Raw genomic sequence first — 699 nt, 5'->3', positions numbered from 1 at the left:
GCAGTGATTCCGGCATCACCTTCACGTCCGTTACGGTAAATGCCCTGCCCTTATTCAGAACCAGCTCACGCATCAGGTTTTCCCGTTTGCGTCGTATGTTCTCCTCGTTCCGCTGGCAGTCCCCGTCGTAATACTCACTCAGGGGCAGCGTCACGGTCAGGCTCACCGGCTGCGGCTCCAGTCCGCTGTTCAGCAGCGCATGATGCACGGCCAGCAGGTTGAGATCACCGTACTGATATTCCACGTTTGTTGTCGGGATGGCATCCCGGCTGACGCTGTCCCAGGTGTATTTCAGCGTACCCACCTGATAGTTGAACGTTGCCGCACTGAATTCCGCCACTTTCCAGCCATGCCTGAAGGAGTTCGCAGAGACTCGGGTCTGAAGCTCATCGCCTTCAAACCATGCCAGCTTAACATTAGTTGAACCATCATCGCAGTAAATATTCATCATTATGCTCCGTTAATTACACTCAATTTGATACCAATTATAAGATCAAAATGAAAAAATAAAAGCAATATTTCTCAATATGAGCAATATAAAAATATCAAAATGATTAGTTTGAGCATTTTGAACACCTTTATGTACTCAAAATGTTCTTAAGGCATGCGATCTGGATTATCGTCACGCTGTTAAATATACTGTATGCATAACCAGTATTTTTGGAGTGTCAGGAGGAAAGATGAAGCTACAACTTTTCA

At 45.9% G+C, this 699-nt stretch carries 1 protein-coding gene; it reads right to left on the bottom strand.

Annotation, left to right across the window (positions count from 1 at the left end; genetic code table 11):
• A partial coding sequence (parM, locus tag CWM53_RS19355) for a plasmid segregation protein ParM domain-containing protein (protein ID WP_220388353.1) occupies window positions 1-448 on the bottom strand: 448 nt, incomplete at its 3' end.
• Window positions 449-699: the final 251 nt, after the last annotated feature.

Origin of the sequence: Klebsiella sp. A-Nf5 (assembly GCF_002810545.1) — a bacterium.
GTDB classification, from domain to species: Bacteria; Pseudomonadota; Gammaproteobacteria; order Enterobacterales; family Enterobacteriaceae; genus Klebsiella; species Klebsiella variicola.
The sequence above is the reverse complement of the archived record's forward strand: the minus strand, read 5'-3'. Positions and strand labels throughout refer to the sequence as shown.